We start from the raw sequence: 23,160 nt of genomic DNA on the forward strand, positions 1-23,160 counted from the left end.
GGTCCTGTCGACAGAGCGCGCCTCGCTCGGAACGAGTTGCGCTAGTTCTGGGTGAGGAGCAGGCGAACGACGCCTGCCCATTGACTGATCGAACGACGCGCAGACGCGTCGCTCTTCTGCACTGCCCGGGACAGCGCCAAACCACGGAGCATCAGCACCGTCAGATCTGCAATCTGCGAATAGTTCTCGGAAGCAACAATTTCGGGACCGAAAGCGTCGTGGACAACTCGCCGCAGATCCCGTCCGGCGATTCGCTCCGATTCCCGGAGCACCTCGGCCAACACCGGATCCGTCCGCGCTGCGGACCACAGTTCGAGTTCCGCTTGAAATGGCGGCTGAGTCAACGCCGAATACAGAGCGGAGATCGAGTTCTCGATCGTGTCAACCGACGAATCCTGCCGAGACATGGCAGCTCTTACCGCCACCTCGTTCCGTACGACGATGTTCGACACCAACGCCGCAGTGAGCTCCTGCATGTTCGGAAAGTGGTGCAGCAGAGCGCCCCGACTGACTCCGGCAGCGGTTTGCACCGACTGCGCCGTCAGAGATGAATAACCGTCCGCTATCAGTAAATCCGTTGCCGCATCGAGAATCCGGTGGCGCGTCGCTTCGCGCTGCGCATCGCGCAGGGTCACGGTCTCACCTCCAACTTCTCGAGTGGCATGGATCACAGTTTCACAGTCCATTCAGACTGTCAATGGCCGAAAGCCTCCGGCGTACTCTCGATGCACCGGCCCTTCGGACTGATCGGAGCAACACGTGACGACCTCACCGCCGACCGTCTCGCTGACGCTCGACCAACTTGCTTCACGCGCTGCTTCCCTGATCACCGACGACGGTCGGAGAATCCTCGGCATCACGGGCGCACCGGGAGCCGGAAAGTCGACGGTGTCACAGGCAATTGTGCGGAAATTAGGTTCTCGTTGCTCCATCGTCGAGATGGACGGTTTTCATCTTGCCAATCGGGAACTCGACCGACTCGGCAGGCATGAACGCAAAGGCGCACCGGACACCTTCGACGTCGACGGCTACGCGGCTCTACTACGCCGACTCCGAGCCTCGAACTCGACGGTCTATGCTCCGGTCTTCGATCGCGAGTTCGACGAATCAATAGGCAGCACAACGGCTGTCGATCCATGTACACCGCTGATAGTCACCGAGGGGAACTATCTCCTCCTACCCAGTGGTGGATGGCAGGAAGTGCGAGCAGCACTCGACGAGGTCTGGTATCTCGACGTTCCGGAGGAAACTCGGACGAAGCGCTTGGTGAAACGCCACAGCCGCTTCGGAAAGAGTTCCGAAGCGGCTGCAGAGTGGGTGAAACGGGTAGATCAGCCGAACGCCGAGTTGATCAGCGCAGTCAGGCCACGCGCGGATCTGATCGTCAGAATCGAACGGTCCGAGCCTCACTGATGTCAGCTGAAAACCTAAGAACCGCCGCCGGTTCCGAGAAAAGTGGCCAGCCCGGCAACTCCGGCGATTCCGCCGAATATCGCCGCCAATGCACCGGCGACGGTGATAACGCTGTCGAGCGCTTTGAGATCGGTGTCGGATGAACCCATGGCAGTCTCCTGGAGTCAGAATTGAAAGTGGGGTTGAATGTGCGCCGAAGTGCGCAATGTTGCACACGTCACTTTACCGGCATTCGCGACCCGAATCAACGAAAATTCTCTCTAAACATGTTGCACTGCAACATATTCAAACAGCAGCTTGCAGGTCCACCGAGGCACGACGACGGCCACCGTCCCGCAGCGCGGGCAGGTGGCCGTCGTTGGATATTGCCGAGGAGTCAGACGCTCGTCACATGCATGACGTGCTTGGCCCTCGTGTACTCCGCCAGTGCGAGCTCCGACAGATCCTTGCCGTAACCCGACCCAGCGAAGCCACCGTGAGGCATCTCAGCGGCGAGCATTCCGTGGGCTCCCACCCAGACGCAGCCGAAGTCCAGTTCGGCCGTCATCCTCATCGCGGTGCCGTGGTCGGACGTCCACACGCTCGACGCGAGAGCGTACTTGGTCCCGTTCGCAAGTTCGATCGCTTCAGCCTCGGTGGAGAACGACTGTACGGTGACAACCGGCCCGAATATCTCTTCCTGGACCAGCTCATCTTCCTGCTGCACCCCGGAAATAACAGTCGGCAGATAGAAAAACCCTGGTCCAGCTGGCTTTCCCCCGCCAATACATACGTTCGTATTTGCTGAGCGTCTCTCTACCAACTCCGCCACTCGATCACGGTGAGCGCGGCTGACCAGGGGGCCGAGACAATCGCCCGATTCCGGTCCGCCCAACCTCAAGTCCGCGGCCGCAGCCGTCAACTTCTCGGTGAACTCCTCCGCAACCTCCTCTTGAACGAGAATCCTCGTCGCAGCGGTGCAATCTTGACCGCTGTTGTAAAAGGCTCCGGCAACAATCCCCGCGACTGCGCCGTCGAGGTCCGCGTCGGCGAAAACAACGGCGGGTGCCTTGCCTCCGAGTTCGAGATGCAACAGCTTGACGTCTTCCGATGCGGCCTTTGCGACCGAAATCCCCGCTCTCGTCGATCCCGTCAGCGCAATCATCCGAGGAACCGGATGAGCGACGAGCGCGGCTCCGGTATCGCGATCGCCGCACACTACGTTCAACACCCCGGGCGGATAGATCTGCGCTGCAAGCACTCCCAGCATCACCGCGGTTTCCGGCGTCTCCTCGGCCGGCTTGAGCACGAGGGTGTTTCCCGTCGCGAGTGCCGGCGCGATCTTCCAGACCGCCATCATCAACGGGTAGTTCCAAGGAGCGATCGTACCGATCACGCCAATGGGTTCACGTCTGACATAAGACGTAGCACCCTCCGTGTACTCCATTGCGGCAACGCCCGGCAGAGAGCGGGCAATACCCGCGAAGTACCGCAGAAAGTCAACACACTGAGGGATCTCGTCGTCTCGCACCTGCCTGAGAGGCTTGCCGGTACTGCGGCATTCGACCTCGAGGAAATATTTCGCGTTTGCTTCCAGCGCGTCCGCGAGGGCCAGCAGCAACTCCTGACGGCGCGCAGGGGTGGACCGGCGCCAGAACCGCGCAGCCTTCTCGGACGAACGGCAGGCTCGGTCGACGTCATCGGCGGAACCGACGGCAGCACGGGCGTATACATTGTCGGTCACCGGATCGACCAGCACGGAAAGTCTACCTGCCGGGCTCTCGCACGTTCCGTTGATCACGTGACCAAACGCTGCGACAGTCATCGAAGTTTCCACCGTCATGAGCGCGATCCGGGGAGCGCGACGAAGAACTTCTTCGACGGCTCAACCGTCTCCCAGGTACCGCGAAACGACTGCGGCACGAAAAATGCTTCCCCAGCGGAGAATTCGCGACGGTTTCCATCGAGGTCGATCAGCGCCACCCGGCCGCTGATCATGATGCAGACCTCGTCGTACGGATACGGGTCGCACAAGAGCGTGCCGGGCTCGCCTTCCCAACCACCGCCGAAGTATTCCCCGTTCGGATCTCCGAATGACCTCCATTCGGATTCCGACCAGTTCGGGCTCGCGTCGTCACCCCACTCCGGGATGAACCGCGTCCCCTGCCCTGGCCCGAACATTCGAATGTCGTTGACACTCATGTCATTTTTCCTTCGTGTTGGAGCTGGAAATTCGTGCAGCAAACAGATTCAGTACGTTTGCAGTTATTCGTTCGGTGAACGGATCGTGATGGATCAGCCCGTTCACCCATTCGGTGGAACCTGCGTTGAACACGGAGCCGAGACCTCGCTTGTGACAGGCGACCATTCCCGATCCGTATTCGAGATCACGAAGGTGATCTGGAGGCTCACTGCCATAGAAGCATTCGATGATTCCCTGCACTTCGGCGAAAGGCGCACCGATCGGAACTTTCCCGTTCCATTTGTCCCGCGAACCCGAAACTGCCGGCGCCATCGCGATGATCTCCAGATCCTCGGGAGCGCCGTCGACGCCGGTCGCATACGGCTGGCCCTTCCGGAACGTGAAATCCACGCCGTCCATCTCGAATCCGGCAACACAGATCGGGGCGATCCCGAAGTTGTCTCCGTAGTACAGGTCGGTTCCGTTCAACGCCCAATGATCCGGCCGGTATACCGTGAAACCGCCCGAAGACCTGGGAGTTGTTGCACCGTAACGATTGTAGACACCGGCCATGCCGGTCAATCCCATCGTCCACGCCCCCGGTCGGGCAACCTCGGGCGAATCCCACGCCGTCGTCACCCGGGTCGGGTCGACTTCTCGCATCGGATCGTCGAACGGATTCTTGTAACAGACTTGTGCGTCGTTTTCGAGGCGTACCTGCCACAGGAAGTTCCCGCCGAATCGCGCCAGACCACCACCCTCTTCGACGAAATCATCTATGCGGTCACGCATCTCCCAGGACCAGTACTCGTCGTGACCGACGACAACTGCGCATGAATATCCATGCAGCGCTGACGGATCGTTATGCAGATCGTGTTGTGTCACGTGGTGGACGCGGAACCCCTGCTCTTCCGCCCAGACCGTGAACGGCCTCTCGTAAGTGGCCCAGAAGGCGTCCGCATGGTGACGCGAGTAGCCGTTCACCCACGCCCATTCGTACGGCGGGTGACGGGGTATCCATCCGATTCCCGGTGTGTCGGTGTGGATGTTGCGTGCTGCGCCCTCGGGTTTGCGCAACATCCCCCGCGCGACGGGACGCTGCGTCGAGGAAATCGGTGTCGGCACATCGCCGGAGCCGTCCGGAACACCTCGGTAGTGGTTTGCCCCACCCCAGTCGTTGTAGGCCAACATCGTGCTGGTGGTGTGAATGAGTACGAAGTCGGCATGCTCGGGTTCGCGCGCCTTGACGACGAAGAAGCCCTCCCGCTCAATAGTCACCCCTTCGTGGAGCATCCGGACCAGAACCAAGTACATGCCGGACGTCCACTTCGGATCTATCTCGACGGCAAGGGATTCCGACCAGTCGCAGCCCACTGCGTACGCGTCGGCAGGCGTCTGCTGCTGCTTGCCCGGCAGACCGACGTATTGCGCGACCTGTTGCGGCCGGGCGCCGTCTCGAACAATTTCGAGGTCGTATTCTTCTGCGGTGGTATGCACTCGGATCGAGACGGTGTCACCACCGAAGTACGAGAACCTGTCCGCATAGACCCATATCTCGGGAGCGCCCGGAACAATTCCGGGACGTTCGACCAACCCTCCGGGGACCGACCATGCGTATTCGCTCATGCCGACAACTCCTCGACCGAGTGTTCACGTACGCGCATCCCGCGTCCCACGCCGAATGCGAAAGCCAACAGCAATGGCACTGCCAACAAGAAGTTTTGCGCGGTGGTCAACCCGGTCAGGTCACTCATGTTCATCAAGAGGTATCCGAGCGCGACGATCAACGCCACTGCAGCGAGCGAGGGTGCAATCAACCTCTGCCACAGACCTTCACCGCGAGAATCCTGCGAGAAGAACCTGAGCACGGCGACGGAAGTGAGAACCTGCAACACCAGCACACCGATGATCGTTGGTGTATTCGTCCACACGACTACTTGGGTGTACGGGTCTGCGGGCGTCAGCGCAAAGCCGGCGATTGCCGCGAATACCAGTGCGCCTTGTGTGATTCCGGCGACGCTCGGCGTTCCAGTGGTCGGCGAAACCCGTGCAAGCGCGGCAGGAAAGACTTTCGCGCGCCCCATGGTGAGCAGATAGCGACTGCAAGCATTGTGGAGGGCAAGGCAACCCGCGAAGAAGCTCGTGACGATCAACAGATGCATCACGTCGGTCATCATGGAGCCGGCAAATTCATTGTTGAGATCGAAGATCAGCTCGGACGGGTCACCGCCGAGTAGGTCGCCCATCCGACTCGGGCCGACGGCCTGCACGATCACCCAAGCACAGAATGCGTAGACCACAGCCAGAACAGTGACTGCTGTGTAGGTCGCACGCGACACTGTGCGTTTGGAATCGACAACTTCCTCGCTGTAGATCGCCGTTTGCTCGAAACCGACGAAGGAGGTGAAGGTCAACACGAAGACGCTCGCCAGTCCGGCTGTCATGAAGGTCGACGGCGAAAAACTGTCGAGCGACAGTCCTTCGTGGCCGCCTTTCAACAGAACCGCCACACAGAAGACTGCGAGGACGCCGAGCTCGAGCGCCATCAAAACGGCCAGCACCTTCGCGCCGATATCGACCCTGCGATATCCCACCACCACGACCAGAACTGCGACCGCCAATGCGCAGGTGTAGACGGAAACGGTTACTCCCAAGAACAACTCGATCGTCGACGAGAGAAAGATGCCGCAAGCGACGACGAATCCGATCTGGCCACCGAGATAGCCGATGTAAGCCAGCACAGAGGCGCCTGCGCCGACTGTTTTTCCGAGCCCTTCGGTGATGTAGGCGTAGAACGCGCCCGCGCCGCGGATATGCCTGCTCATCGCCGTGAAGCCGACGGCGAACAGTAGATAGACGATCCCGGGAACGACGTACCCCACCGGAAGCGCAGCGCCGGACACCATCAGGCCCAGTGGCGCGAATCCCACCAAGATCGTCAGTGGCGCCGCTGCGGCGATGACGAAGAAGACCAGATGACGGCTGTTGATAGTTCCGGCGCGCAGGCCCGAGGATGACGTGGGAGAACCGGATTCAGAATGCGTTCCTGCACCGGGAGGGTTGGTTTTTTCGGTCATGGGGAGGCTCCGCGAGTTAAGGCAAGTATGCGCCTGCCTGGTCAGGTTTCCCGAGGTTCGCCCGAATTTCTCTCGACGTTCGCCCGGTGTTCCTAAGAGGGTGCCGAATCGTTTCACCAGTGTCAATACCTGCGCTGAAACGATTCGACGTTTTGTTTTGAGGTGCCCCTCACCGGTGCACGCAACATGCCGAAACGATTGATCGATAGGCTGGAGACAAACCGACCAACGAGTAGAAACGATCCGCAGTGGCTACCCCTGTTTCGCCGACGCTCCGTGATGTCGCCAACGCCGCCGGCGTCGCGGTGTCCACGGTCTCCTATGCACTCAACGGCAAGGGCCGGGTCGACGCGGCCACTCGCGCTCGGGTTCAAGAGGTTGCCGACCGCCTTGGATACCGTGCCAATCGGTCGGCCCAGAATCTCAGGTCAGGCCGGACTGCCACCCTCGGGTTGATGCTCCCCGCTCCCGACCAACTGTCATCGGCCGAGTACCTCAATTTCGACTGGTACGGGCGCGTGGCGACCGCCGCGACCCAGGCTGCATTCCACGCCGATCACTCACTCCTCCTACTACCGTCGATGAAAGATCCGAACGGACTGCGGCGCATCGAGATGGACGGCGTACTGGTCGTCGACCCGATGGTCGACGACCCGCGCGTCGAGGTTCTGCAGAAGATCGGAATCCCCTCTGTCGCAGTGGGTCCTGGACACTCCGGGCAGTTCGGATACTCCACCTCACCGGACCTCGTCTCCACCACGGAGACTCTTCTGAACCACCTCGCCGAACGTGGCGCAAGGGACATTTTCGTCCTCACTCCCGGAATGCACTCGGAGTGGACCCGCGCAACGACTTTCGCTTACTTCGAGTGGTGCCGCGCCCGAGGCGTGGCACCACGCACCAGCGAGGAATTGACGTCGTTTCCGGGCGCCAGCACCGTCGAAGGCCTCATCGGCGCCGCGTATGCGGCCACCCGCGAGGCCCTCGACTCCTCGACTCCGCCTGACGCGATCCTGTCGTTGATTCTCGGTTGCGCCCCGGCAGCGGCGCGAGCGGCCCTCGATCTCGGGCTGTCGATTCCGGGTGACGTCTTGATTGCACAGGACAGTGACGAACCCGCCCTGCTGGTTTCCCAGCCCCCGATCACTGCCTTCGACTTCTTCCCCCAAGAACAGGCGGCAGCGGCCGTAGATGCACTGTTGGCTCTGGTCAACGGTGACGAATCCCCAGTTCAGAGCTATACGCGTAGCGAACTCCGCGTGCGAGCGAGCACGGCCCATTCGCTCACACCATAAATTCACCTGGCACCGATAGACTGATTTCCGAATTATCGTCCGTCGCCTGCCGAGAGGAATCAGGTCATCGCGCACCGCTCCCGCGACCGCTTGGCCGGGTATCTCGCCGTAGTGCTGGTCTGTGCACTCGCCCTCCTCGCATCTGTCAGCAGTGCGACCGGCCTCGACCGCGACGTCGCTCCGGTCCGCATCGCCTACGCCGCGGCCGCAGACACTTTCGGCGATCTGTATCTTCCAGAAGGATCGGACGGTGACCTGCCGGTCGTCGTACTCATTCACGGCGGTGGATGGGCCCAGAAGAGCAATCTCGAATACGCGGGCGCGTGGGCAAAAACCCTGACCCCGTACGGAATTGCGGTCTGGAACATCGAATACAGACGCGTCGGCGGTCAGGGTGGATGGCCGACCACGCTCTCCGATACCGTTACGGCCACCAACGCCCTGGCCGGCATCGTTCAGGAAAAGGCCTCCGGGCGACTGGATTTGAGCCGTGTACACATCGCCGGCTACTCCGCGGGTGGACAACTTGCCGCCTGGGTCGCATCGCGATCCCAACAGGGTGCAGACGCCCCGGAACCAAACCTCTCGGTGCCGGTTCGCTCGACGACGATCATGGCCGGCGTCTTCGACATGACGCTCGCCGCAACCGCGGGCAAAGATCGATTTGTTCGAAATCTTCTGGGCGGCATGCCTACCGATCATCCCGATCGCTACCGCATCGCATCACCGATCGAGCACCTCCCCACCGGCCTCCCCGTCACGGTGATCCACGGACTCGGAGACAAGGTCGTGTCGGTCGAACAGAGTCGGCGCTATGCCCGTGCCGCCCGAGCAGCAGGCGACGTGGTCGATCTGATCGAACTTCCCGGCGTCGGCCACGGCGAGTTCGGCAACCCGACGACCGACGCCTGGGCTACCACCAAGCAAGCAATAATCGGCCACATAAATGCCTCTTGAGCAGGTAATACGGGCCACAGTGCTCTCAGCCGCTCGAAATAGAATTAGCTGAAACTCAATCGATGACGTACGGTGGGGTTATCAGAGGGCAGCCGTCAGTCAGGCAGCCGGTCGCTTCGCCCGGAACAACAGTTCCAGTATTCGTTCCAGGGGCAGACTTCCAGTTCGGTGCAAATCCGCGCCTTTGATCACTACGCACTTTCATCAGTCCCGCAGATTGTTGACCAGGCCGAAGGCTCCGACGGAGTCCGCCGCCAATCGCGTACCGACTGCACCAGTATCAACATGCGCTACACACCGCACGGGCCCAAAGACCCTGCGGTTCAAAGGAATACCTTGATCAACACCATGATTCACCCCGACGACACGAACAACCAGACGAACAGCAACTCGACGAACGGTCTACGGATCCCGACTACTTCGGGCCGGATCCGCGAGCGCGGTATCGAAATCGTCTGTACCCTCTACCGTTGCAGCACCGACGAAGCCGCCGAGCTGTTGCTCCGACATTCTCAGACCAACAACCTCAAGGTCACCAGCCTGATCAAAGCGCTTGTCGCCCTGATCGACGAAGACACGTCCGGCACTGGTTACGGAAGCAGTAACACGCTGGCGTCTCACTTCTGGCTGCGTGAGATCAGAAATCTCAGCCAGGCCCACCGACGCAGCGATCATTTTCATCGCCATCTCGTCGGCGCGTAACCGGCGCTGAGCGACAACTGACTTGAAACGACGGCTGGGGCAGTACACGGAAATCGTGTACTGCCCCGGCTGTCGTGTTTTCAGTTGTCAGGCGGAAGCCGACTCTCGGCAGTCAGGCGGAAGCCGACTCTCGGCAATCAGGCGGAAGCCGATTCCTTGTTCAGGCCCTGCGGAGCACCGTCGGTATCTGTCGCCTCGTCCACATGCTGCGGAGCGAAGAGCAGGCAGACGATGCTCAGGATGCACATGCCGATCAGCAGTGCGATGACCGGCCAGATGCTGCCGGTTGCCTTGTACATCAGCGTCGACACCAGCGGAGACAACCCACCGAAGATCGCGCCTGCACCCTGGTACGCCAACGAAATGCTTGTGTAGCGGGCCTGCGGCTTGAACATCTGCGACAGGACGGCGGCGATCGGGCCGTACGTGGCCGCCAGCACCAGTCGCATGACAGCGAAGGTCAGGAAGATCAGGAACACGGATCCGGACTTCAGCAGCAGGAACTGCGGCGCTGCGAGAATCGCGACTGCCGCAAGGCCCCAAATGACGACGCGGACGCGTCCCACCTTGTCGCCGAGCCACGCCACGCCGAGAGTCGCGATCAACTCGACCACTGCAGCGACACTGAGCGCGTTGAGAATCAACGTCTCCGACAATCCGACATCGGGGTCGGTTGCGTATGCCGTGATGAAGGTCGTCACGAGGTAGTAGCCGCCGACTGCGACGGGCAGAATGCCGATGCCCAGGATGATCGGGCGCCAGTTGGTCACCAGCGCGTACTTGAGCGGGAGCATTTCCGGTACGTCCGCGGACTTCACCTCGGATTCGAAAACCGGGGACTCTTCGACCTTCAGGCGAACGACCAAGCCGACGAGAATCAGCAGCGCCGAGCAGAGGAACGGCAGTCGCCAAGCCCACTCGCGCAGAGCGTCGTCGCCGAAGGTGGAGAGAATGCTGAAGAAACCTGTGGCCAGGAGCGCGCCGGCCGGGTTGCCCAGCTGAGCGAAACCGCCGTAGAAGGTCTTCTTGTCCTCGGGTGCATGCTCGACGGCCATCAGGACCGCGCCGCCCCATTCGCCGCCGACGGCAAAGCCCTGGACGAAGCGGAGCAGTACCAGCAGTAACGGCGCCCAGAACCCGATCGACGCGTAAGTGGGCAACATGCCGATGAGGAACGTGCCTGCACCCATCAGCGTCAAAGTCACAACCAATGCGGTGCGTCGGCCCATCTTGTCACCGACATGGCCGAACACGATTCCGCCGAGCGGGCGAGCGAAGAAACCGACGGCGTATGTCGCGAACGCCGCCGCAACGCCGGTCAGGCGGTCGGTTCCAGGTGGGAAGAAGATGTCACCGAACACCAGGGCTGCTGCCGTGGCATACACGTAGAAGTCGTACCACTCGATAGTTGTACCGACGAAGGCTGCAAATCCCGCCTTGCGGGCCTTCACGATCTGTTGCTCTCGGTTCATTACTTTTCCTCGGTGGTCGAAGTGCTCGACAATAGGTGGTTATGACCTGAATGTGCGAGTTCGCCGTCGATCCAGGTCTCTCGGACCTCGATCTGCGCAATCGCGTCGGCCGGAACCTCGAGGGGATCCGCGCCCAGAATGACGAAGTCGGCCCGCTTGCCGACCGAGATGCTGCCCAGCTCTGCTTCGCGGCCCAGCGCACGCGCACCGTTGAGGGTGTGAGCCTGCAATGCCTGGTCGGCGGTGATGCGGAGTGCATCGGAGCCGAGCTGATGGCCCTGACGCGTCACACGAGTAACGGCTGCCTGAATTGCTTCGAGCGGCTTCGGCTCTGCGACGGGGGCGTCGGAGCTGATGGTCACGGGAACTTCGGCAGCGATGAACTCGCCGAGCGGGTTGAACCGCTCGCCCGGAGTGCCGATCGCAGCGGTCACGCCCTCACCCCAGTTGTAGTAGTGCTGTGGCTGGTTCACCGGGTAGACACCGGCCAGGTTCATCCTTGCGATCTGCTCGGCCGTCGGGAGTCCGCAATGCTCGATGCGGTGACGAGCGTCGGCGTCGGGGTGAGCCTTCTGCGCAGCTTCGATGGCATCGAGCACCATGTCGATGGCGGTCGGTGACTGAGCGTGCGTGGCGGTCTGCAGACCCACCGAATGTGCCTTGGCAATCAGCTCCGAGTAGTCCGCCGGCTCGTGGTAGAGCTGCCCGGTGCGGCACGGGTCGCCCACGTAGCCGTCGGGGAAGTATGCGGTCCAGCCTCCGAGTGTGCCGTCGGCGTAGAACTTGATGCCGCCGAACGCGAGCCGCGAATTGCCGAAGGCTCCGTGCATTCCCGTGTCGATGACGTGATCGAGGAGGTGGCTGAGCATGTACATGCTGACGCGGGTCTTGAGCTGATCCTGCTCGGCCAGACGCAGGTACATGTCGAATTCACGCCGGGTCACCTGGCAATCACCGATGGTGGTGACGCCACCGGCCAGGAACTTGTCCTGAGCGACCGACAGCTGGCGAAGGTGCTCTTCCGGCTCGTCCTCGAGATGGAAGTTGGGGCCGTGATGGCCGACCTTCACTCCGTTGACGCCGGTGAGAATGTTGCACGCGGCGTCGGAGAGCTCACCGGTGAGTTCGCCGTCTTCATCTCGGAAGAACTCGCCACCGGCCGGATTCTCGGTGCTCGCGTCGATACCGTGCTTGTCGAAAGTGAAGGAGTTGACGACGCCGCCGTGACCGCTCGCGTTCATGAGGTAGACCTCGCGATCGGTGGCCACCTGATCGAGCTCTTCCTTGAGCGGGTGACGCCCTTCGATCAGGTTGCGGTGCTCGTAGCCGTATCCGCGAATCGGGACGCCCGCAGGTGCTGTGAGCGCCGCTTCCTGAAGTAGCGCAATGATTCCGGGGATGGAATGTGCCTTCTCCGGCCCACAGTCCACCCAGCTGAGCATCTGCCCGTACATCAACGGGTGTGCATGTGGATCGACGAAGCCGGGGACGACGGTGGCGCCGTCGAGTTCGACCACCGCGGTTGTGCGAGTGCTCAGCCGACGCGCCTCGGTGCGGCATTCCTCGAGCGTTCCCACCGCTGCAAAGCGGTTTCCGAACACCAGGAACGCTTCGGCTCCCACCGTGCTGTCGTCAACGGTGTGGATCTTGGCGCCGGTGAAGATCGTGCCGGTGGCGTCGAGAGGCGAGGCTTCGTGCGTGTGCAACTTGCGCATGGTGGTCCTTCGTCGAGATGGTGGTGCAGGTCACTGCGTGTTGAGCGAAAACTACGCCCTGACCTGGAGCTATGCAATGCATCAAAGTTTCAGACCAGGCGGTATACAACTTTTTTGTATGAGTTTTCGAGCATTTCTGCACTTATCCACATCATCCATGGCCACATGCGACTGTTCTAATAGGAAGCTCATACAGAAAAATCTCTGGAAAAGTTGGGGCAACCATGACGCTCGATCTCGATTCCAAGCTCATTGCCGCACTTCAGCGCAACGGGCGAGCGACGTACCGCGAACTGTCCGTGGCGGTCGACGCCCCACGAGCGGCGGTGTCCACCAGAGTGCAGGCGCTACTCGACTCGGGAACGGTGTCCGTAGTGGCCGTCGCGCACCCCGAACTTCTCGGGTTGAAGGCGCTTGCACACGTCTCGATCGCAGTGTCCGGACCGATGACCCCGGTACTGGACGCGTTGATCGCATCCGAGGCCGCCGTCTACATCTCGGCAGTCAGCGGGCAGTACAACGTGATTGCGGAACTTCGGGTGCCCAGTCACGACGATCTGTACCGTGCCATCGCCGAACTCCGCTCACAACGTGGCGTTCGATCCGTGAGCACGCTGGTCTACGTCGACGTCATCAAGGGAATCTTCATGCCCGAGACCGCTTTACAAGCCGATATCCGACTCGACTCGACAGATGTCGCGTTGATCGAACTGCTCGAGCGCAACGGGCGAATGCCCTTTCTCGAGCTGGCCGAACAGACCGGACTGTCGCCGAGCGCCGTGCGCAACCGGGTCAATCATCTGATCGCGAGCACGGCACTGCGCGTCGGCGCTGTCGTCAAGCGGCGAGGTGGTGGCCGAACGCTGGCGATGGGCATCGGCGTCAATCTGGGCTCACGGGACGACAACGCGGTATCGGAGATCGAGTCGCTGCCCGGAATCGAATTCCTCGCCCGGACCCTCGGACGATACGACGTGATCGCGACGGTTGCCGCCAACTCCTCGAGCGACCTGCATGCGCTGTCCGAACGAATCCGCGGGATCGACGGTGTCAGCGGCTTGGAATCTTGGGCACATCTCGAGGTATTCAAGGAGCACTACGCCCGCAGCCTGGACGTACGCGGGCGAGTCATTGACCCACTTGGTCGGGCACGCTAACCTCGATCAAGTCATTGACCCACTTATCCGAGGTGACATACATGGCCGATTCCGGACGCAAGGTAGACATCGTCGCCGCGGCGATCGAGGAGGCGATCTCGACCGGTCGATGGCCCGTCGGATCGAAACTCCCGCCGGAGACCGCATTGGTCGAAGAATTGGGAGTCGCCCGAAACACCATGCGCGAAGCGGTACGGGCGCTTGCACACGCCGGAGTTCTGTCCGTACGCCACGGTGGCGGCGTGTACGTCATGGCGGCGTCGCCGGTCGAAGGACTACTCGGGCGCAGGCTCGCCAGAGGTGACGTTCTCGACGTACTGAGCCTGCGACGCGGACTCGAGGTCGAAGCCGCGCGACTTGCAGCGCAGCGCCACACCCCCGAAGATCTCGCGCGGATACATGCAGCCTGGAATGCCCACCCCGGTCATGTCGGCGGCTTCACTGTCGAAGCCGGCATGGCCCTGCACCTTTCGATCGTCGAGGCGTCCCACAATTCCGCACTGATCGACGTCTACCGGGGAGTCCTTGCCGCCGTGACGGATTCGCTGTCCGCAGTCAGTGTCGGTCCAGGTTTCCACGTCGACGAGCACCGACCCTTGATCGCAGCCATCGAGGAACGCAACCCCGACGAAGCAGCGCACGCGGCAGGCGCAGCGCTCGACACGGTCATCGACGCCGTCGAAAGGAGCTTGGCGTGAATCGGGGAAACTGGAACGGTACGACCTATTCGCCTCTTGCCGAGCAACTCTCACCGGCATCGACGGAGGCACTGCGCTCGATCGGGCATGTGAGCACGGTGTACGACGTCTGCGCCGGAACCGGGAACTTTGCGCTCCCGGCGGCTCAGTCAGGCATGACGGTCCACGCACTCGACCTCTCCGCCAGCCAGCTCGAGGTCGCACGCGAACGCTGGATTCCCCACCCCGGCACTACCCAACCCAACTTCACGATCGGCGATGCGCAGTCTTTACCCTGGCCGAATTCGAGTGCCGACGCCTGCGTCAGCATCTTCGGGATCATCTTCTGTCCCGACCCCTCGATTGCCCTCGCAGAGATGATGCGGGTGACCCGGCCAGGCGGAAAGATCTGCGTCGCAACGTGGTCGGAGAACGGGTGGGCAGCAGCACTCCGCCGGGAGGCCGCCTCGGCGTGGAATGGCATCACACCACTACCGACGACATGGTCGAGCTCGAGCGAATTCGAGAAGGCAGCAGCCGGATTGGAGTCGGTGAGCTCGGCCTCGCACCTGCTCGAGTGGCAACTACCAGCCGGTTCGGATCCCGTCGAGGAACTGTGCGACCAGGCACCGGCGTTGAAGAACTTTCGCGAGGCCGTTCGAAGCACAGGGAATTGGGCTTTGATGTCAGCGCACCTCCGCTCGACGCTCGAGGCCTATCTCAGGTCGAGCGCGGCCGGCCCCGTCGCCACCAGCGAATACGTCCTCCACACGGGCACTGTCCCGAACTCTGACACCGCGCTCTTCCGAACGCGCGGGTAACCCTCTTGGCCGGATACGGTCTCTTCACCGTCCACCGAACCGAGGAGGCCCGCTTGATGTCTGAATCGAACTCCCTACCTGAATTGAAACAAGCATCGCAGCAAGCATCGAAACAAACCTTGTCCATGTCCGTCCTCATGACGCCGGACATGTCAAACTTCTCGGGCAACGTGCACGGCGGAACGATTCTGAAGTTTCTCGACCAGGTTGCCTATGCGTGCGCGAGTCGATATGCCCAGACCTACGTCGTGACTCTGTCAGTGGATCGTGTGGTGTTCCGCGAACCGGTGCATGTCGGCGAACTCGTCACGTTCAGCGCTTCCGTCAATTACACCGGGCGCACCTCGATGGAAATCGGAATTCGAGTCGAAACCGAAGACATTCTTCTCGGAAAATCTCGCCACACCAATAGTTGCTATTTCACGATGGTGGCGATGGGAAGCGACGGGAAACCGGCTGAGGTACCCCAACTCCGGCCGACCGGAACAATCGCCAGGCAGCGATTCGAGGCCGGGCGACGGCGTCGTGAACTGCGCAGAGAGAACGAGCTTCGTGAACAGTCCATCCGGGCCGCAGTTCGGGACTTAACGCCCGAACACGATGACTGAATCCAGTCATATTTAAGTTATAACCTTATGCATTAAGCTGATCGAGTGACTTCGAAGGCACGGGAAAAGTATGACGTTGTGATTGTCGGCGCGAGCATCGCGGGATGCGCGGCCGCAATCATGTACGCCCAGCAAGGTCTGCGGATAGCGCTTCTCGACGCTCGCTCCGACATCCGGGCGCACAAAGTCCTGTGCACTCACCGCCTGCAACCGTGCGGTGCCCCGATCTTGCAACGACTCGGCGCCACGGAAAAACTGCTCGCCCTGGGAATGGTGGAAACCGTTCCGACATTCTGGACCCCTTGGGGAGTGATCACCCCTGACGCGGCAGAGAACTCACCGCCACCTGGGTTCAACGTCCGAAGGGAAACTCTCGACCCCCTACTGCGCCAACTCGCGAACGACTACCCGAACGTCGACCTTCTTCTCGGGTATCGCGTTTCCGGACTGCTGACCGAGAACGGCACTACTGCAGGCGTCTACGGCACCGAACAGGGTTCGGTCTTCACTGTCGAAGCACGATTGACCATCGGAGCGGACGGCAAGGATTCGACCGTCGCACGATCCGCTCGTTGCGACTCCGTGACTGCATCCAACGGGCGTTTCAGCTATTTCGCCCAACTCTCCGGACTTGAACGACCCGGCGGAGAAACGTCATTGTCGTGGTTCATGGATCCCGACGTCGCCTATCTGCTCCCCAACGACGGCGGAATCAGCGTGCTGGTGGTCTTCCCTGCCCTCGACAAGCTCGGCTCGTTCACTGACGACCTGTCTACTGCTTTCCTCGAGTACGCCAACGCATTACCCGGCGCTCCGCTTGTTCGGCGAGAGCACATCGTCGGGAAGATCGTTGGTACCAAACACTTCTCCACAACCCTCACCGAACCCGTAGGTAACGGGTTCGCACTCATCGGCGACGCTGCGGCAACCAACGACCCGTTGTGGGGTATCGGATGCTCGTGGGCACTCGAGACCGCTCAGATGCTGGTCGATGCGACCGCGCACATGCTGACGGAGACGCCGGCAGACACACTCGACTCACATCGGAACGTGACCGCTGCATTGACCGAATACCGTAGCGCCAGAGCAAGTATGACGAATCACATCGACTACATGAGCGGTTACGCCGGTGGGCGAAAGTTCACCGCGATCGAACGTCTGCTCATCTCCGCGGCCACCCACGACCACGACGAAGCCCGAAGGTTCTACTTGTTCGGTTCCCGGTTGATACCGGCCGAACAGTATCTCTCGACTCGCTCGGTCGCGCGGGCAGCACAAAAACATCTCAGGCACCGTCTGCGTCGTAGATCTGTGGCCGGGACGTAATCTGACAAGCGTTTTTTCGGCGCCGGCAACGGGGAACCCTCCGATCGCAACCGAGTCGGAGGAGCGACCATGCGTGCACACATCGCCATTCCGAGTGAATCGACTTGTCACAGGTACGTAGTCGCCGTCGCCAGCTCCACCTTCGCCGAATCGGTCATCTGGTGCGACGGCCCCGCGTTCGACGCAGTACTCGTTCTGGGCAGCGAGATTCCGCAGCACAGTGGCCACCGAGCCGTACTCGCCTGGAATCACTACTTCGGGTGGGCGCTCGGCGTGGAAACCACACCGGATGCGTCGTTCGCCGTTGTCGAATGCCTCGGTATCGGGAGAATGCCGGATCCTGAACTGTGCGCCGACCGCGCTGTCGAGTTGATTGCCCAGGCGGGTAGTTAAGGAACTCATCGCGCGGCGCACAATCCGGCGGGCATAAGATCGAGCGCGAGTTTCGCACGCCCGACGAAAGAGAGCCCGACATGGACCCGCTGAACAGGCCTGCCGGTCAGCTGGCTCTCGAAAACGAACCGAACGGCAGAGCGACTTTGCGGGCGCGTCAGACGCCCCGCAGTGAGCGTCGCAAGATCGGGAAAGGCCTGCGCAAGCGAGTGGCGCGATCGTCGCTCGGCGACTGGACGCCCCCATCCGATCGACGTGACCCGGTCGATCAGGTCAACACGGCACACGAGGGAAGACTCGACTGGTTGGTTCCGATCCGTGTGGGGCGAATGGTCGCTTCGCCATACGGATTCCTGCGCGGTACCGCCGGATTGATGGCAGAGGACATGGCGCAGCTGCCGTCCACCGGCATCACTCCCGTCATCTGTGGAGATGCGCACGTCGGAAACTTCGGGTTCTACGGATCTCCGGAACGCGAACTTGTCATAGACCTCAACGATTTCGACGAAGCACATCCCGGCCCCTGGGAATGGGATCTACGAAGGCTGGCTGCGAGCATCTGGGTGGCCGGTCGGCAGAACGGTCTCACCGAAGCTCAATGCGAAACAGCAACAACCTCGTGTGTGTCCGCGTATCGCCTCCACTTGGCGAAGCTGTCCGAGCGTCCACTGTTCGATCGCTCCTTCGACCGGGTCGATCTCGACGGACTCACCGACCACGTCACCGATCCTGGGTTGCTGGCCGAGATCCGGCGCGCCGCGGAGCGCGCCCGGCGGCGTACGAGTGACCATGCGGTGCCGCGGTTCACCGTCGAGGATCACGGACGGCGCCAGTTGCTCGAGAACCCGCCGCTCACAACACGACTCACGCCGCAGGACACAGACTTTCTCCTGGAGGGTCTGGACGAGTATCTCGAAACCCTTGCACCACACTGGCGCCGAGTCGTCTCGGGATACAACGTCATCGACGTCGCGCACCGGGTTGTCGGAGTCGGGAGTGTCGCTCTGCGCGCCTATGTGGCCCTGTGCGAAGGGAGCATCCCGGACGACGTCATCTTCTTGCAGCTCAAGCAGGCTCGCCGATCCGTCGTTGCACCCTTCGTGCACGGTGACTCGGCCTGGCACGACCATCAAGGACGACGCGTCGCGGAATACCAGCAGGCTCTCCAGACAGTCAGCGATCCACTGCTCGGGTGGTGCACCGTGGACGACCGCCAGTACTACGTCCGTCAGTTCCGGAACATGAAAGGTTCTGTGGACCTGAACAATATCGATGCAGCAGCCTTGACCGACTATGTCGCGATCTGCGGTCGCCTACTGGCCAAGGGACACGCACGAACCAGTGGCGCGTCACTGATTTCCGGTTACCTGGGAACCTCGGACACGGTCGACACCGCCCTCACCCGGTTTGCTCGGCTCTACGCCGATCAGACCGAACGTGACCACGACGCTCTGTGCCGGGCGGTGTCGGCCGGCACGATCGCCGCGGAGCCGGGAATCTGATCCCTCACGCCGCGACAATCCTGCCCTGCTCGAACTTCACTCCACCCCAGATTCCGGTCTGACCAGTGGCAGAGGCGAATTCACGACACGAAGCCACAATCGGGCACCTGTTGCACACGTCGGTCGCGTAGTCGTATCCCTCGGACGGAAAGGGAAACCACCGGTCCGGCTCGGGGTCTCCTCGGCATTCCGCCTGCCACCACGTCCGGTCGTCCGAGATCGGCAAAAGCTCAGCCAAATTGGAGATTTCGTCAGCGCACATCACTGGCTCCCTTCGACTGTCACGTCCGACTCAATTCGCGCCAGATCTTCTGCTGCACTTTCTCGATGCGCCGAGGTGCCTTCGGCTCCCACAGCAGCCGCATACCGGCCTCGGCCGGTGTGCGATCCGCCTTGCGCTGATTGCAGGAACTGCAGCACGCCACCAGATTTCCCCACGTGTTGGGCCCGTTACGGCTCCGCGGCTGGACATGGTCGATGGTCGTTGCCCGGGCGGCGCAGTACGCACATCGACGACCGTCCCGGTCGAAGACACCGGCAAAAGTGGCCCGACTGGAATCGGTGACCGTCACCCGGTGAGCAACGTACACGTACTCGGCGAGCAGGATCGTCCTCGGCAGTGGGATTTCGACGTGCTTGGAGCGCACCGGAAATATCGGGGTCACGTCTTCGGTGGACTGCGCGGAGCCGGTGGCGATCAGGACGACCGCACGATCGGCGCTCACTTCACCGAGGTACTCGTACGTGGCGTTGAGTACCCGGACGGGGCGGTTCATCCAACTGTGAGCAAGTGCGCGGTTCGGGTTCCGCATGAGAGTTCTCAGTTCGTGTCGAGGAGTGAAACTCCTGGACACGAAGACGGGTCAGGAGCAAATGCAAGAAATGGGGAACGGCATATATCCAGCGCCACTCTGTTCCCCGAATGCGGGATGGGAAATACCGCGGGGTGAGTGCCCGCGCAGGTGCAACGCTTGCTTCCAGTCGCGCATGCCCGTCCCCTTCCACTTCTTGTTCTCGTCACCGGCGATTGCCGGCGCTCATCATCACACGGAAGGCATCCTCAGCGATATCGATTTATCAGGCCGGAAGAGCCGTCCTGGAAATACCGCGGTTTGACGCCGGAACACGCGGCTTGATCGAATGAGCCATGACTTCGTCGTACATCGACCTACGCTCGGACACCGTCACCAAGCCTGATGCGGAGATGCGGAAGGCGATGGCCGACGCCGAGGTCGGTGACGACGTCCTCGATCACGACCCGACCATGGCGGCGCTCGAGGAAGAGGTGGCGCACACTCTGGGTTTACCGGCGGCACTGTGGGTGCCGAGCGGATCGATGGGCAACCTGATTGCGCTGATGCTGCACCTTCACCGCGGCGATCAGTTCCTGGCACCGGAACACTCTCACGTCTTGGGCTCCGAATTGGGCACCGCTGCCTGGCTCGCCCAGGGAATGCCGATGGCGTTGCCGCACGACGGCGGACCCGGACGTCCCACCCCCGAGACGGTCGTGAAGGCGGCGGGCTCCCCCGGCCCGTACTTCGCGTTGAACACCACGCTGCTCTGTCTCGAGAACACTCACAACTTCGCCGGCGGTGCCGTCATGAATCCGACCGAATGGACGACGTTGGTCGACGCAGCGCGATCACGCGGCTTGAAGATTCACCTCGACGGCGCCCGTCTCTGGAATGCCGCTGCTGCACTCGATGTTTCGCCCACCGAATTGACTTCCGGCGCCGATACCGTTCAGGTGTGCCTGAGTAAGGGACTCGGTGCGCCGGTCGGCTCGATACTCGCCGCATCACCCGAATTGATCACCGAAGCCCGAAGGATCCGCAAGATGCTCGGCGGCGGCGTTCGTCAGGGCGGAGTGCTGGCCGCAGCCGGCATCGTCGCGTTGCGCTCACAAGCTCGCCTCTCCGACGATCACGACAACGCGCAGCGCCTCGCGTCGGGGCTTCGTGAACGCGGTTGGGCCGTCGACGAACCTGCCACCAACATCGTTCTGGCCGCGACAGCTGATCCGTCGGTCACCGTTGCTCAGCTCGCCGGTGTCGATGTCGGCGCGGTCACCGTTGCCGGGAAGGTTCGGTTCGTGACACATCGCGACGTGAGCACTGCCGACATCGACGCGGTTCTGTCCAGAGTAACCTTCTGAACTACGCCACCAGGGGTTGAACCTCCTGCGCGACAAAACGAATGAACTCGCGGACATCCGGCTCGTCAACAGTCGGTTGGAGTACCACGGTGGTTGCACCTGCTGCAACCCATCGCCGTGCTGCTGCCGCGACTTCGGCCGCGTTGCCCACGGCAATCGCATCCTCCGGCGACTCGCTACCGGACGCTGCGGCCTCGGCAAGGGCGCGCTCACGACCGCCGGAACCGAAAGCACAGATGACGTAGACGACGACCTCGTGATCCGACGCCCCGATGTGAGCGATCACCCGACGCACGCCGTCCGGGGTCGTCCCACCCGAGAGCACGGTGCCCTGCGCCAACTCGCCACTGAGCGCCAAAGTCTTTGGCCCCGTGGCGCCGACGAGCAACTGCGGCACCGTCTCCGGTGGCCACGCCAGCGTGACGTCCGTGAGATTCACGTATCGACCGGACACCGTCACCGACTCACCGCCCAGTAGCCGCTCGACTGCTCCGAACTGCTCCCGCAGGAGGGTCAACGGCGATTCGGCTTTGGCCCCGATCTGCCGCATCCAACTCTGAACGCCGTGACCGAAGCCAACCCGTAGTCGATCCGGATGAACTCTGGCCAGCGCTGAAATCTCCATCGCCGTGATCGCGGTGTTGCGCATCGGGGTCGGCAGCACACCGATCGCCACACCCACGCGATCGGTCTCAGCCAATACAGTTGCAGCAGTGGCTATTCCTCCGCCGAAGAAGCAGTCTTCCCACAACCAGACCTCGTCGATACCGACTTCGTCTGCATACCTGGCATGTCGAACCAGATCTTCCGGAGATTGCTCCGGGCGCACGACGACGGCAATCCGTGCGGCGCTCATGCCGTCACCAGAAACGCGGCGATCTCGTCGGCGGTTCGACGGCCCTGTTCGCGGCCGAGTTCGGCTGCGGGGCGCCTGGTTGTCGGTGAAAGCGAGTTCGTTCCGATCGCTTCGACGACGGCGTCGTCGGCGAAGACAGGCAGCACGGGCAAGGGCGTCATCACGTCGATTTCCTCTCGTAGACTGCCGCCCAGAAGATTCGGGGCGGGGTCGGCTGCGGGTGAAAGAACCACGACCACATCGCAGTCGGCAGCCAGATGAACATTCGAGCCACTCGCCATTCCGCCGTCCATGTACCGCTCGCCCTCGATCACGACTACCGGCCACACCCCTGGTACGGCGCAACTTGCTCCGACTGCGTCGATCAGTTCTACGCCGTCAGCGTTGCCGAACACCCTCAACTCACCGGTCTGTGCGTTGATCGCCGGGATGCGCAACTCCCGGTCGGGCCACAACCGATTGGGCAGCCTCGCCTCGATGACCGCGCGACGCACGGCAGGTTCGACGGTATCGGCTCTCATCGCTGCTTCGCCGAGCAAACGGAGCTGCTCGGCCCGGTCCTGCGATCCTGCGATCGCGTCGACGAACATCTGACCGAGTACCTCGACATCGACCTTCGGGTCGATTTCGCCGGTCGCCTCCGCTGTTTGTGCGTCGAAAAGCTCTTGCAGTGTCACGCCGCTCGCTATCTGAGCGCTCACCGTGGAACCTGCGGAAGTGCCGATCAACACGTCCGCCGTCAGCAGCGCAGCGGCAGTGTCCGGTGATTTGTCCTGAAGGCCCAACAGAAAACCTGTTTCCCAGGCGATTCCCGCAACGCCGCCACCGGCAAGTACCAACCCCAATTTCACGCCGTCCACCTCTCGTCGA

General features: G+C 61.8%; 24 protein-coding genes. 12 read left to right on the forward strand and 12 right to left on the reverse strand.

Translation table 11 applies throughout. From position 1 onward, the window contains the following. Window positions 1–41: 41 nt before the first annotated feature. Window positions 42–635, reverse strand: coding sequence for a TetR/AcrR family transcriptional regulator (locus tag ACVZUB_RS27730; protein WP_007730510.1), 594 nt, complete (start codon window positions 633–635; stop codon window positions 42–44). Between the two features lie 124 nt (window positions 636–759). On the opposite strand from ACVZUB_RS27730, the gene ACVZUB_RS27735 reads away from it, so the two are divergent. Continuing rightward, entirely contained in the window at window positions 760–1,413 is a 654-nt protein-coding gene (locus tag ACVZUB_RS27735) for a nucleoside/nucleotide kinase family protein (protein ID WP_007730507.1), read from the forward strand. Window positions 1,414–1,427: 14 nt separating this feature from the next. Here ACVZUB_RS27735 and ACVZUB_RS27740 read toward each other — a convergent pair whose 3' ends face one another. The 5 genes from ACVZUB_RS27740 to ACVZUB_RS27760 all read right to left on the reverse strand — a co-directional run bounded on the left by ACVZUB_RS27740 (window position 1,428) and on the right by ACVZUB_RS27760 (window position 6,651). Beyond that, window positions 1,428–1,562 (reverse strand): hypothetical protein, encoded by a 135-nt coding sequence (locus tag ACVZUB_RS27740; protein ID WP_003942853.1) that lies wholly within the window; start codon window positions 1,560–1,562, stop codon window positions 1,428–1,430. 227 nt (window positions 1,563–1,789) lie between these two features. Continuing rightward, entirely contained in the window at window positions 1,790–3,235 is a 1,446-nt protein-coding gene (locus ACVZUB_RS27745; protein WP_482627949.1) for an aminobutyraldehyde dehydrogenase, read from the reverse strand. Further along, window positions 3,232–3,594: a cupin domain-containing protein gene (locus tag ACVZUB_RS27750; protein ID WP_007730501.1), complete on the reverse strand. Its 363-nt coding sequence runs from the start codon at window positions 3,592–3,594 to the stop codon at window positions 3,232–3,234. Before ACVZUB_RS27750 ends, ACVZUB_RS27745 begins: the two co-directional genes overlap by 4 nt. A 1-nt stretch (window position 3,595) precedes the next feature. Continuing rightward, window positions 3,596–5,200 (reverse strand): N,N-dimethylformamidase beta subunit family domain-containing protein, encoded by a 1,605-nt coding sequence (locus ACVZUB_RS27755; protein ID WP_007730498.1) that lies wholly within the window; start codon window positions 5,198–5,200, stop codon window positions 3,596–3,598. Next, window positions 5,197–6,651, reverse strand: a complete 1,455-nt coding sequence (locus ACVZUB_RS27760; protein ID WP_482627950.1) for an APC family permease — start codon at window positions 6,649–6,651, stop codon at window positions 5,197–5,199. The genes ACVZUB_RS27755 and ACVZUB_RS27760 overlap by 4 nt, the downstream gene beginning before the upstream one ends. Before the next feature lie 248 nt (window positions 6,652–6,899). Between ACVZUB_RS27760 and ACVZUB_RS27765 the strand changes: the two genes are divergently transcribed. The 3 genes from ACVZUB_RS27765 (at window position 6,900) to ACVZUB_RS27775 (ending at window position 9,605) form a co-directional block, all read left to right on the forward strand. After that, a complete protein-coding gene (locus ACVZUB_RS27765; protein WP_482627951.1) occupies window positions 6,900–7,946 on the forward strand; it encodes a LacI family DNA-binding transcriptional regulator in 1,047 nt (348 codons plus the stop codon). Window positions 7,947–8,036: 90 nt separating this feature from the next. Continuing rightward, window positions 8,037–8,903 carry an alpha/beta hydrolase family protein gene (locus ACVZUB_RS27770; protein ID WP_030536126.1) on the forward strand — a complete coding sequence of 289 codons (867 nt, stop codon included), beginning with the start codon at window positions 8,037–8,039 and terminating at the stop codon, window positions 8,901–8,903. Window positions 8,904–9,239: 336 nt separating this feature from the next. Beyond that, window positions 9,240–9,605 (forward strand): hypothetical protein, encoded by a 366-nt coding sequence (locus ACVZUB_RS27775; protein ID WP_007730475.1) that lies wholly within the window; start codon window positions 9,240–9,242, stop codon window positions 9,603–9,605. A gap of 137 nt (window positions 9,606–9,742) precedes the next feature. Here the strand turns inward: ACVZUB_RS27775 and ACVZUB_RS27780 are convergent, their stop codons facing one another. Both ACVZUB_RS27780 and ACVZUB_RS27785 read right to left on the reverse strand, forming a co-directional pair. Beyond that, a complete protein-coding gene (locus ACVZUB_RS27780; RefSeq protein ID WP_482627952.1) occupies window positions 9,743–11,077 on the reverse strand; it encodes an MFS transporter in 1,335 nt (444 codons plus the stop codon). Next, window positions 11,077–12,792 carry an amidohydrolase gene (locus tag ACVZUB_RS27785; RefSeq protein WP_030536127.1) on the reverse strand — a complete coding sequence of 572 codons (1,716 nt, stop codon included), beginning with the start codon at window positions 12,790–12,792 and terminating at the stop codon, window positions 11,077–11,079. The genes ACVZUB_RS27780 and ACVZUB_RS27785 overlap by 1 nt, the downstream gene beginning before the upstream one ends. Before the next feature lie 224 nt (window positions 12,793–13,016). Here ACVZUB_RS27785 and ACVZUB_RS27790 point away from each other — a divergent pair, with 224 nt between their 5' ends. The 7 genes from ACVZUB_RS27790 (at window position 13,017) to ACVZUB_RS27820 (ending at window position 19,276) form a co-directional block, all read left to right on the forward strand. Beyond that, window positions 13,017–13,949, forward strand: coding sequence for an Lrp/AsnC family transcriptional regulator (locus ACVZUB_RS27790; RefSeq protein ID WP_482627953.1), 933 nt, complete (start codon window positions 13,017–13,019; stop codon window positions 13,947–13,949). Between the two features lie 41 nt (window positions 13,950–13,990). Continuing rightward, window positions 13,991–14,647 carry a FadR/GntR family transcriptional regulator gene (locus ACVZUB_RS27795; protein ID WP_054186998.1) on the forward strand — a complete coding sequence of 219 codons (657 nt, stop codon included), beginning with the start codon at window positions 13,991–13,993 and terminating at the stop codon, window positions 14,645–14,647. After that, window positions 14,644–15,447, forward strand: coding sequence for a class I SAM-dependent methyltransferase (locus ACVZUB_RS27800; RefSeq protein ID WP_075834719.1), 804 nt, complete (start codon window positions 14,644–14,646; stop codon window positions 15,445–15,447). The genes ACVZUB_RS27795 and ACVZUB_RS27800 overlap by 4 nt, the downstream gene beginning before the upstream one ends. A gap of 56 nt (window positions 15,448–15,503) precedes the next feature. Then, complete coding sequence (locus ACVZUB_RS27805) at window positions 15,504–16,055, forward strand: acyl-CoA thioesterase (protein ID WP_042451572.1); 552 nt, start codon at window positions 15,504–15,506, stop codon at window positions 16,053–16,055. Between the two features lie 45 nt (window positions 16,056–16,100). Beyond that, the gene (locus ACVZUB_RS27810; RefSeq protein ID WP_482627954.1) at window positions 16,101–17,381 is read left to right on the forward strand and encodes an NAD(P)/FAD-dependent oxidoreductase; all 1,281 of its coding nucleotides are present in this window, start codon (window positions 16,101–16,103) and stop codon (window positions 17,379–17,381) included. A gap of 69 nt (window positions 17,382–17,450) precedes the next feature. Beyond that, on the forward strand, window positions 17,451–17,774 hold the full coding sequence (locus ACVZUB_RS27815) for a DUF6292 family protein (protein ID WP_003942947.1): 324 nt from the start codon (window positions 17,451–17,453) through the stop codon (window positions 17,772–17,774). An 80-nt stretch (window positions 17,775–17,854) separates the two neighbouring features. After that, window positions 17,855–19,276, forward strand: a complete 1,422-nt coding sequence (locus ACVZUB_RS27820; protein ID WP_054780778.1) for a DUF2252 domain-containing protein — start codon at window positions 17,855–17,857, stop codon at window positions 19,274–19,276. Window positions 19,277–19,280: 4 nt separating this feature from the next. Here ACVZUB_RS27820 and ACVZUB_RS27825 read toward each other — a convergent pair whose 3' ends face one another. Next, window positions 19,281–19,538 carry a WhiB family transcriptional regulator gene (locus tag ACVZUB_RS27825; RefSeq protein WP_007730463.1) on the reverse strand — a complete coding sequence of 86 codons (258 nt, stop codon included), beginning with the start codon at window positions 19,536–19,538 and terminating at the stop codon, window positions 19,281–19,283. Window positions 19,539–19,557: 19 nt separating this feature from the next. Beyond that, a complete protein-coding gene (locus ACVZUB_RS27830) occupies window positions 19,558–20,088 on the reverse strand; it encodes an HNH endonuclease (RefSeq protein ID WP_168421998.1) in 531 nt (176 codons plus the stop codon). 335 nt (window positions 20,089–20,423) lie between these two features. On the opposite strand from ACVZUB_RS27830, the gene ACVZUB_RS27835 reads away from it, so the two are divergent. After that, window positions 20,424–21,434 (forward strand): GntG family PLP-dependent aldolase, encoded by a 1,011-nt coding sequence (locus ACVZUB_RS27835; protein ID WP_475843075.1) that lies wholly within the window; start codon window positions 20,424–20,426, stop codon window positions 21,432–21,434. 1 nt (window position 21,435) lies between these two features. Here ACVZUB_RS27835 and ACVZUB_RS27840 read toward each other — a convergent pair whose 3' ends face one another. Continuing rightward, window positions 21,436–22,290: an LLM class flavin-dependent oxidoreductase gene (locus tag ACVZUB_RS27840; protein ID WP_482627955.1), complete on the reverse strand. Its 855-nt coding sequence runs from the start codon at window positions 22,288–22,290 to the stop codon at window positions 21,436–21,438. Then, window positions 22,287–23,150, reverse strand: coding sequence for a patatin-like phospholipase family protein (locus ACVZUB_RS27845; RefSeq protein ID WP_047269365.1), 864 nt, complete (start codon window positions 23,148–23,150; stop codon window positions 22,287–22,289). Before ACVZUB_RS27845 ends, ACVZUB_RS27840 begins: the two co-directional genes overlap by 4 nt. Window positions 23,151–23,160 lie beyond the last annotated feature (10 nt).

It is taken from the genome of Rhodococcus sp. OS5, assembly GCF_056837585.1.

Bases quoted from the DNA above. Each gene is read 5' to 3' on its own strand.
- ACVZUB_RS27830 (WP_168421998.1), bottom strand. From the start codon at position 20,088: ATGCGGAACCCGAACCGCGCACTTGCTCACAGTTGGATGAACCGCCCC.
- ACVZUB_RS27750 (WP_007730501.1), bottom strand. From the start codon at position 3,594: ATGAGTGTCAACGACATTCGAATGTTCGGGCCAGGGCAGGGGACGCGG.
- ACVZUB_RS27760 (WP_482627950.1), bottom strand. From the start codon at position 6,651: ATGACCGAAAAAACCAACCCTCCCGGTGCAGGAACGCATTCTGAATCC.
- ACVZUB_RS27815 (WP_003942947.1), top strand. From the start codon at position 17,451: ATGCGTGCACACATCGCCATTCCGAGTGAATCGACTTGTCACAGGTAC.
- ACVZUB_RS27820 (WP_054780778.1), top strand. From the start codon at position 17,855: ATGGACCCGCTGAACAGGCCTGCCGGTCAGCTGGCTCTCGAAAACGAA.
- ACVZUB_RS27840 (WP_482627955.1), bottom strand. From the start codon at position 22,290: ATGAGCGCCGCACGGATTGCCGTCGTCGTGCGCCCGGAGCAATCTCCG.
- ACVZUB_RS27825 (WP_007730463.1), bottom strand. From the start codon at position 19,538: ATGTGCGCTGACGAAATCTCCAATTTGGCTGAGCTTTTGCCGATCTCG.
- ACVZUB_RS27745 (WP_482627949.1), bottom strand. From the start codon at position 3,235: ATGACGGTGGAAACTTCGATGACTGTCGCAGCGTTTGGTCACGTGATC.
- ACVZUB_RS27785 (WP_030536127.1), bottom strand. From the start codon at position 12,792: ATGCGCAAGTTGCACACGCACGAAGCCTCGCCTCTCGACGCCACCGGC.
- ACVZUB_RS27780 (WP_482627952.1), bottom strand. From the start codon at position 11,077: ATGAACCGAGAGCAACAGATCGTGAAGGCCCGCAAGGCGGGATTTGCA.
- ACVZUB_RS27740 (WP_003942853.1), bottom strand. From the start codon at position 1,562: ATGGGTTCATCCGACACCGATCTCAAAGCGCTCGACAGCGTTATCACC.
- ACVZUB_RS27790 (WP_482627953.1), top strand. From the start codon at position 13,017: ATGACGCTCGATCTCGATTCCAAGCTCATTGCCGCACTTCAGCGCAAC.
- ACVZUB_RS27795 (WP_054186998.1), top strand. From the start codon at position 13,991: ATGGCCGATTCCGGACGCAAGGTAGACATCGTCGCCGCGGCGATCGAG.
- ACVZUB_RS27805 (WP_042451572.1), top strand. From the start codon at position 15,504: ATGTCTGAATCGAACTCCCTACCTGAATTGAAACAAGCATCGCAGCAA.
- ACVZUB_RS27835 (WP_475843075.1), top strand. From the start codon at position 20,424: ATGACTTCGTCGTACATCGACCTACGCTCGGACACCGTCACCAAGCCT.
- ACVZUB_RS27755 (WP_007730498.1), bottom strand. From the start codon at position 5,200: ATGAGCGAATACGCATGGTCGGTCCCCGGAGGGTTGGTCGAACGTCCC.